The organism is Geobacillus sp. DSP4a (assembly GCF_013096875.1).
GTDB classification, from domain to species: domain Bacteria; phylum Bacillota; class Bacilli; order Bacillales; family Anoxybacillaceae; genus Geobacillus; species Geobacillus thermophilus.
Genome location: NZ_SDLD01000166.1, coordinates 1 through 682 on the forward strand (window position 1 = coordinate 1; position 682 = coordinate 682).

Genomic DNA, 682 nt, shown 5'->3' on the forward strand with positions numbered 1-682 from the left:
GCCGCCGCTCGGGGTCAAATAACCTTCCCCCTCGGGGTGCCAGCACCCCTGCGGGCGAAGAACATTTGCCCATCGCGGCGAAACACTCGCCTCCGCTTTTCCGGTTATCTAGTTTTCAAGGAACGAAGCTGCTGCCTTGAGTCTGCTTCTTTGCAGCTTTGCGCCGAGGAATCCATCTTCCTTGAACCTGCTGGAAGACGAAGGCGCAAAGTAGCTCCTTTGAATTCGCTTCTTCGCTGGTTTGCGTCGAGGAATTCGGCTTCTCCGAATCCGCTTGTAGACGCAGACGCAAACGAGACTACTTCATTGAATTCACTTCTCTGCAGTCTTGCGTCGAGGAATTCGGCTTCTCCGAATCCGCTTGTAGACGCAAAGCGACTTCTTTGAACAAACTTCCTTGCGGCTTTGTGCCGAGGAATCTTGCTTCCCTGAACCTGCTAGCAGACGCAGGCACAGGCGCTTTTGAAGGAATTTCTCATTCCCTCAAAACCGAACGAAACGAAAGCGCTGTGTATCGACAGTTGGCCATTGCGGCCTCCGCTTTTCGAATTGTCCAGCTCCGGCCGCCATCGGCTCGCGACGCTTCGGTCCTGCTGCGGCGGCAACAGCCTCCTCGCAGGCCCTCCAGCGCGTTTCGCCGATAGGCGGGCGGCCTTCGCTTTTCCCCTTAGAAAGGAGGTGA

The 682-nt window shown here is 56.2% G+C and carries 1 protein-coding gene; it reads right to left on the reverse strand.

The window, feature by feature from the left end; genetic code table 11:
* Nucleotides 1-483 precede the first annotated feature (483 nt).
* The coding region (locus ETC02_RS17545) for a hypothetical protein (protein ID WP_216367875.1) at nt 484-682 on the reverse strand (199 nt) is incomplete at its 5' end.